Annotated in this window: 8 protein-coding genes; 6 read left to right on the top strand and 2 right to left on the bottom strand. The window is 68.9% G+C overall.

The window, feature by feature from the left end; translation table 11 throughout:
* Positions 1-54 precede the first annotated feature (54 nt).
* A complete protein-coding gene (lipB, locus tag ACFDS3_RS18130) occupies positions 55-846 on the top strand; it encodes a lipoyl(octanoyl) transferase LipB (protein ID WP_375263762.1) in 792 nt (263 codons plus the stop codon).
* Positions 847-857: 11 nt separating this feature from the next.
* Here the strand turns inward: lipB and ACFDS3_RS18135 are convergent, their stop codons facing one another.
* A complete protein-coding gene (locus ACFDS3_RS18135; RefSeq protein ID WP_375263756.1) occupies positions 858-1,109 on the bottom strand; it encodes an accessory factor UbiK family protein in 252 nt (83 codons plus the stop codon).
* Between the two features lie 94 nt (positions 1,110-1,203).
* Here ACFDS3_RS18135 and lgt point away from each other — a divergent pair, with 94 nt between their 5' ends.
* From lgt to ACFDS3_RS18155, 4 genes are all read left to right on the top strand, one after another.
* Positions 1,204-2,088 carry a prolipoprotein diacylglyceryl transferase gene (lgt, locus tag ACFDS3_RS18140; RefSeq protein ID WP_375263763.1) on the top strand — a complete coding sequence of 295 codons (885 nt, stop codon included), beginning with the start codon at positions 1,204-1,206 and terminating at the stop codon, positions 2,086-2,088.
* The gene (locus tag ACFDS3_RS18145) at positions 2,085-3,149 is read left to right on the top strand and encodes a class I SAM-dependent methyltransferase (RefSeq protein WP_375263757.1); all 1,065 of its coding nucleotides are present in this window, start codon (positions 2,085-2,087) and stop codon (positions 3,147-3,149) included. The genes lgt and ACFDS3_RS18145 overlap by 4 nt, the downstream gene beginning before the upstream one ends.
* The gene (gene pgeF, locus ACFDS3_RS18150) at positions 3,146-3,901 is read left to right on the top strand and encodes a peptidoglycan editing factor PgeF (RefSeq protein ID WP_375263758.1); all 756 of its coding nucleotides are present in this window, start codon (positions 3,146-3,148) and stop codon (positions 3,899-3,901) included. Before ACFDS3_RS18145 ends, pgeF begins: the two co-directional genes overlap by 4 nt.
* A 219-nt stretch (positions 3,902-4,120) precedes the next feature.
* Positions 4,121-4,885: a Hint domain-containing protein gene (locus tag ACFDS3_RS18155; protein ID WP_375263759.1), complete on the top strand. Its 765-nt coding sequence runs from the start codon at positions 4,121-4,123 to the stop codon at positions 4,883-4,885.
* A gap of 4 nt (positions 4,886-4,889) precedes the next feature.
* On the opposite strand, the gene ACFDS3_RS18160 is transcribed toward ACFDS3_RS18155, so the two are convergent.
* Positions 4,890-5,390, bottom strand: coding sequence for an Lrp/AsnC family transcriptional regulator (locus ACFDS3_RS18160; RefSeq protein WP_375263760.1), 501 nt, complete (start codon positions 5,388-5,390; stop codon positions 4,890-4,892).
* Positions 5,391-5,532: 142 nt separating this feature from the next.
* Here ACFDS3_RS18160 and trxB point away from each other — a divergent pair, with 142 nt between their 5' ends.
* Positions 5,533-6,537 carry a thioredoxin-disulfide reductase gene (gene trxB / locus ACFDS3_RS18165; RefSeq protein ID WP_375263761.1) on the top strand — a complete coding sequence of 335 codons (1,005 nt, stop codon included), beginning with the start codon at positions 5,533-5,535 and terminating at the stop codon, positions 6,535-6,537.
* The last annotated feature ends 238 nt before the right edge of the window (positions 6,538-6,775 follow it).

A 6,775-nucleotide genomic window follows, 5' to 3' on the forward strand; every position in this document is an offset into this window, starting at 1 on the left:
GTGTTACCCCACAGCGACCTCAACGCTGCGCGTCTACCATTCCGCCACGACCGCATGTGCTCCCGGCCGGGTGGCGGGGGTTTAGCTGACACGTCTGCGGTTGAAAAGCGGTTTTTTTCGCGAAATTTACGAGCACCGACTCGCAAGGAGAAAACGATGGTCGAATGGCGCGTGAGCGAGGCCCCTGTGGCGTACGAAGACGCCGTGGCCGAGATGGAATCCCGCGCCGCGGCGATCCGCGAAGGGACGGCGGACGAGCTGATCTGGCTGCTGGAGCACCCGCCCCTTTATACCGCCGGGACGTCGGCGCAGGCGGCGGATCTGGTCGATCCCGACCGGTTTCCGGTGTTTCAGACGCGGCGGGGCGGGCAATACACCTATCACGGGCCAGGGCAGCGGGTCGTCTATGTCATGCTCGACGTGGCAGCCCGAGGGCGCGATGTGCGCCGCTTTGTGGCACAGATGGAGGCGTGGGTGATCGCGACGCTCGACCGGTTCAACGTGACCGGAGAGATGCGCGCGGGCCGCGTCGGCGTCTGGGTCGTGCGCCCCGAAAAGGCGCCGGGGCCGGACGGACGCCCGCGCGAGGACAAGGTTGCGGCGATCGGCGTGCGGCTGAAGAAATGGGTGTCGATGCACGGGCTGGCGATCAACGTCGAGCCGGACCTGTCGCATTTCGGCGGTATCGTTCCGTGCGGGATCACCGAGCACGGGGTGACGAGCCTCGTGGACCTCGGCCTGCCGGTCACGCTGGAGGACGTGGACGTCGCCCTGCGCCAGACCTTCGACGAGGTGTTCGGCGAGGAGCGGGGCGCCGATGTGCGCCCCGGTATGTCAGCGGGATAGGAGCGGCGCGCTCAGGAGGGCTGATTCTGCCCCTCGAGCGCGTCGAGCCGGGCCTTCAGCGCCTCGTTCTCTTCACGGGCCTTCTGCGCCATCGCGCGGACGGCGTCGAATTCCTCGCGGGTGACGAAATCGCGATCGGCGAGCCAGCGGTCGATCATGCCCTTCATGGCAGTCTCGGCCTCGGTCCGCGCACCTTGCGCGACGCCCATGGCGTTGGTCATCAGCTGGCTCAGGTCGTCGAACATCTTGTTGCGCGTCTGCATCGCGGCCCCCTTGGTGTGCTTCCCGCAGATATGAGTGCCGCCACCGCGAATCTCAAGGTTGACTTCCGACCCGAGCGACCGCTTTGTCCGCGCCATGCTTCTGGCCATCCCCTTCCCCGACATCAGCCCCGAGATCTTCTCGATCGACGTGGGCGGCTTCACCCTGGCGCTGCGCTGGTACGCGCTGGCCTATATCGTGGGCATCCTGCTGGGATGGAGGCTGGCGACGAGGGCCGTCCGGCGCCCGGCGCTGTGGCCCGGCAACCTGTCGCCTTTCACCGCCAAGGACGTCGAGGACCTGATGACCGCGGTGATTCTCGGCATCCTGATCGGCGGGCGGCTGGGCTTCGTGCTGTTCTATCAGCCGGCCTACTATTTCGAGAACCCGGCCCAGATCCCCGCGATCTGGCAAGGCGGCATGTCGTTCCACGGAGGGATGCTGGGCGTCGCGGCGGCAGGCTTCTGGTTCGCGTGGTCGCGCGGGATCCGGGTTCTGTCGATGCTGGACCTCATGGCGCTGGCGACCCCGCCGGGGCTGCTGCTTGGGCGGATCGCGAACTTCATCAATGCCGAGCTTTGGGGGCGGCCGACGGACGCTCCGTGGGGCGTCATCTTTCCGGGCCCCGCCGCCCAGCATTGTCCCGGCGTCGAAGGGCTGTGCGCCCGCCACCCCTCGCAGCTTTACGAGGCCGCGCTCGAAGGGCTGGTGCTGGGCGCGCTCCTGATCGTGCTGGCGTTCCGCCGGGGCTGGTTCAAGCGTCCCGGCGCGCTCACGGGCGTGTTCCTGATGGGCTACGCGATTTCGCGGATGCTGGTGGAGCTGGTGCGCCAGGCCGATCCCCAGTTCATCACCGAGAGCAACCCGATGGGTTACATCGTGCAGATCGGCGCGGCCGGGCTGTCGATGGGGCAGCTCCTGTCGCTGCCGATGCTTGCCATCGGTGCGGCTTTCGTCGTGAACGCGTGGCGGCGGCGATGACGCCGCTGGCAGAGATCCTTGCCCGGCAGATCGCGGTGACCGGGCCGATCACCGTGGCCGAGTACATGGCTGCCTGCCTCATGCATCCGCAGCACGGCTATTATACCACCCGCGATCCGCTGGGCGCCGCGGGCGATTTCGTCACCGCGCCCGAGATCAGCCAGATGTTCGGCGAGCTGGTGGGGCTGGCGCTCGCACAGGCCTGGCTGGAGCGTGGGCGGCCCGATCCGTTCGTGCTGGCCGAGCTTGGGCCGGGCCGCGGCACCCTGATGGCCGACGCGCTGCGCGCGACGCGGGGGGTACGCGGGTTCCACGACGCGATGCGGCTGGCGCTGGTCGAGGTGTCTGCGCCGCTGCGCGCGGCGCAGGCGCTGGCGCTGGCGGAGTACGCGCCGGCCTTCTGCGACACCGTGGACGCGCTGCCCGACGCGGGGCCGCTGTTCCTGGTGGCGAACGAATTCTTCGACGCGCTGCCCGTCCGCCAGTTCCTGCGCGACGGGGACGGCTGGCGCGAGCGGATGGTGGGCCTGCGGGACGATGCACTGGCCTTCGCGCTTGCCCAGACAACGCGCTACGCCGAGCTTGAGCCGCGTCTCGCCGACACGCAGGACGGCGACACGGTCGAGACGAGCGGCGCGTCGCGTGCGCTGGCCGAGACGGTCGGCGCGCGGATCGCCGAACGGGGCGGCGTGGCGCTGATGTCCGATTATGGGCAGGAAACCTCGCTCGGGGACACGTTCCAGGCGGTGCGGGATCACGAAAAGGAAAGTCCGCTCGCCCATCCGGGGCAGGCCGATCTGACGGCCCACGTGGATTTCGGCGCGCTGGCCGGCGCCGCGCCCTGTGCGGCAAGCACCGTGACCCCACAGGGCGTCTGGCTGGAGCGGCTCGGCATCACCGACCGCGCGCGCGCGCTGGCGCGGGGGCTTGCGGGCGAGGCGCTCGACACTCACGTCGCCGCGCATCGGCGATTGACGCACCCCGACGAAATGGGCCACCTTTTCAAGGTCATGTCCTTTCACGATGAAGCCGGCCCTCCGCCGGGACTGGAGGCGAGATGAGCGTCGGATACCTGACCTCGGACCTGCTGTCGCCGGTTCGGCACGGGTTTTTCACCCGCCGCGGCGGCGCCTCGTCCGGCGTGTTCGCCGGGTTGAACTGCGCGCTCAGCTCGAGCGATCAGGGAGATGCGGTGCGGATCAACCGCGCGCGGGTCGCGGCGGCCATGGGCGTCGCGCCCGAGGGGCTGGCGACCGTGCCGCAGGTGCACTCGGCCGATGTGATCGTGGTCGAACGTGGCGGCGCGGCGGCGGGTTCAGCCGACGCGATGGTGAGCTCGGTGCCGGGCGTGGCTCTGGGCATCCTGACGGCGGATTGCATGCCGATCCTGCTGGCCGATGACGAGGCGGGTGTCGTGGGCGCGGCCCACGCCGGATGGAAGGGCGCGCTTGGCGGCGTGATAGAGAACACGGTCGAGGCGATGGTGGGACGGGGCGCCGAACGGTTGCGCATCCGCGCCGCCATCGGACCCGCGATAAGCCAGGCGGCCTACGAGGTCGGACCGGAGATGCTCGAGGATTTCATGGTCGAGGACCCCGAGGCGGTGCGCTATTTCGCGCAAGGCAAGGGCGACCGGCTGATGTTCGACCTCGTGGGCTTTGGGCTGGACCGGCTGCGCGCTGCCGGGGTCGAGGCCGAGTGGATCGGGCGCTGCACCTATCGCGAGCCGGACACGTTCTTCTCCTACCGGCGCGCAACGCACCGGCTGGAGGCGGATTACGGGCGGCTGATCTCGGTCGTGCGATTGAACTGAACCGCCCCCGAATCTCCTGCCCCGCGTCATCGAAGCGCCCCATTCCGGCGCGAGCTTGGCCGTCACCCAGGACGTGATGCAAGGAACATGCCGATGACCACCCGCCGCTGGCTTGCCACCGCCATTGCCCAATCCGCCATGCCGATGCCGGCGCTGCCGTTCCAGCATGGCGCCCGCAAGTCCGTCCACGCCCGCAGCGCCTGAGCGGGGGGGCGGCGCATGAAGGACCTGCCCCGCAGCGGCGCCTTCCCGCCCGCCTCGCAGCCGTGGACGGTGCGGCGCCCTGCCCCGGCGCCCTCTCGGGTCGCGGCGCCGGTGCCGTTCGACACGCGCTACAGCTTCACCTGGGCCGGGCCGGACGGAATGGTGGAAGAGCGCGCGCGCATGGGGCCGAGCCTTGCGATCTTTACCGACGCTTTCGCGGCCTTGGGGCGCGGGGCGCTGATCCAGACCCCGAACGGCCCCGTCGCGGTCGAGGACGTCTTGCCGGGCGACCGGATCGTCACCGACCGCGGCGCGTTGCCGCTGCGCTGGAAGGGCAGCCGGGTGATCGCGCCGCAGCACCGCAACGTCGGGCTGTTCCGCATCGCCGCCGAGGCGTTCGGCCCCACGCGTCCCAGCCCCGACCTGTTGCTGGGACCCGCCGCACGTATCGTCTCGCGACGCACGCGGCTGCAGTCGCTGATCGGTGCCGAGGCCGCGCTGATGCCGGTCGCGGCGCTGGAGGATAGCGAAACGGTGATCCGCATCCGCCCCGTCTCGGCCATGCAGGTCTTCCACCTCGGGTTCGACGGCCACGTGACCTTCACCGCCAACGGGGTGGAGCTGGAAAGCGTGCACCCGGGGCCGCGCACCGGTTTGCTGGCCCCCGAGATAGCGGCGCTTTACCTGTCGATGTTCCCGCATATCGAGGGGTTCGACGATTTCGGAGACCTGGTCCTGCCCCGCCTTCAGGGCGAGGCGCTGAAGCAGGCGGCGATCTGACGCCTCAGGGCGCCAGGGTCACGCGCGCTTCGAGCACGTCGAAGGGCACGCCCGGCGCCTCCTTGGCCGCACGGATCACCAGCGACGTCTTGACGCTGCCCACGTTCGGCGCGGTCAGAAGCTCGGATGTGAGGAACGTCTGGAAGGTCGACAGATCGGGCGCCACGCATTTCAGGATGAAGTCGACCTCGCCGTTCAGCATATGGCACTCGCGGACGAGCGGCCAGTCGCGGCACCGCCCCTCGAAGGCCGAAAGATCCGCCTCGGCCTGGCTCTGCAGGCCGACCATCGCGAACACCTGCACCTCGAACCCGAGCTGACGCGGATCGACGCGGGCGTGGTAGCCCCGGATGAAGCCCTGCTCTTCCAGCGTGCGCACGCGCCGCAGGCAGGGGGGCGCCGAAATCCCGACGCGCTTGGCCAGATCCACGTTGGTCATGCGCCCGTTCCGCTGCAATTCGCAGAGTATCTTGCGGTCGATGGCGTCGAGTTTCTGTCCGGGCATGTTATCCTCGGTAAGTTGCGCGCGATACCTAAGCGCGAACGGTAACTTCCGCAATAATGTTTCGCTGTCGCGCAACATTGTTACGGGGTTTCGGCCCGTGGCCACACGGCCTATATCCGGTCCGAAATCGCAGGAGGTCATCATGGCAGACGCCCGTCACGTCAAGCTACTCATCATCGGCTCGGGGCCGGCGGGCTACACGGCCGCCGTCTATGCCGCCCGCGCCATGCTCGAACCCGTGATCATCCAGGGCATCCAGCCCGGCGGCCAGCTGACCATCACCACCGACGTCGAGAACTGGCCCGGCGAGCAGTCGATCATGGGTCCCGACCTGATGGTCCGGATGGAGGCCCACGCCCGCGAGATGGGGGCTGAGATCGTGGCCGACCACATCTCGTCGCTGGACCTGTCCCGGCGCCCCTTCACCGCCCAGGCCGATAGCGGCACGACCTACACGGCCGACGCGGTGATCCTGGCCACCGGAGCCCAGGCGAAATGGATCGGCCTGCCGTCCGAAGAGACGTTCAAGGGCTTCGGCGTCTCGGCCTGCGCGACCTGCGACGGGTTCTTTTATCGCGGACAGGAGGTCGCCGTGGTCGGCGGCGGCAACACCGCGGTCGAAGAGGCGCTGTTCCTGACGAACTTCGCGTCCAAGGTCACGCTGATCCACCGCCGGGACGAATTGCGCGCGGAGAAGATCTTGCAAAAGCGCCTGTTCGAGCATCCCAAGGTCGAGGTCCTCTGGAACCACGCGATCGAGAACATCTACGGCAGCGACAACCCCAAGGGCGTCGAGGGCCTCCGCGCCCGCCACGTCGAAACCGGCGAGATCACGGATCTGCCCGTGGCCGGCGTGTTCATCGCCATCGGCCACGCTCCGGCGTCGGAACTGGTCAAGGACCAGCTGGAGACCGAGCTGGGCGGCTATGTCGTGACCAAGCCCGGCACGACCGAAACCAGCGTGCCGGGCGTCTTCGCGGCGGGCGACCTGACGGACCACGTGTACCGGCAGGCGGTCACCAGCGCCGGGATGGGCTGCATGGCCGCGCTCGAGGCCGAGCGCTGGCTGGCCGAGCAGGGTCAGGACGAGGGCCGCGACGAGCGCGAGCCTTTGGGCTACGGCGCTCCGGTCGAACCCGCGCAGTAACGGCGCGAACGGACGTTCCCCCAATCCGCACCGATCGGAGGAGTTTCGTCGCATTGTCGTCGAAATGCACGAATGTCGGTCCAGAATGCGCCCGGCCCGCGCAGCGAGGTTGAGGCCGAGGCGTGGCCTGCGCTAGGGCGGCAACGACGCCGCACCCGGCGGCAGGCTACAGCAGGTTCGACGATGCAAAATCCCCACTCCGCCCCCGTTCCCGAACTCTATGTCTCGTATGACAGCG

Origin of the sequence: Palleronia sp. (assembly GCF_042089775.1) — a bacterium.
Lineage (GTDB): Bacteria > Pseudomonadota > Alphaproteobacteria > Rhodobacterales > Rhodobacteraceae > Palleronia.

Coding starts and splice junctions, on each gene's coding strand:
- pgeF (WP_375263758.1), top strand. CDS start 3,146: ATGAGCGTCGGATACCTGACCTCGGACCTGCTGTCGCCGGTTCGGCAC.
- ACFDS3_RS18135 (WP_375263756.1), bottom strand. CDS start 1,109: ATGCAGACGCGCAACAAGATGTTCGACGACCTGAGCCAGCTGATGACC.
- lgt (WP_375263763.1), top strand. CDS start 1,204: ATGCTTCTGGCCATCCCCTTCCCCGACATCAGCCCCGAGATCTTCTCG.
- lipB (WP_375263762.1), top strand. CDS start 55: ATGTGCTCCCGGCCGGGTGGCGGGGGTTTAGCTGACACGTCTGCGGTT.
- trxB (WP_375263761.1), top strand. CDS start 5,533: ATGGCAGACGCCCGTCACGTCAAGCTACTCATCATCGGCTCGGGGCCG.
- ACFDS3_RS18160 (WP_375263760.1), bottom strand. CDS start 5,390: ATGCCCGGACAGAAACTCGACGCCATCGACCGCAAGATACTCTGCGAA.
- ACFDS3_RS18145 (WP_375263757.1), top strand. CDS start 2,085: ATGACGCCGCTGGCAGAGATCCTTGCCCGGCAGATCGCGGTGACCGGG.
- ACFDS3_RS18155 (WP_375263759.1), top strand. CDS start 4,121: ATGAAGGACCTGCCCCGCAGCGGCGCCTTCCCGCCCGCCTCGCAGCCG.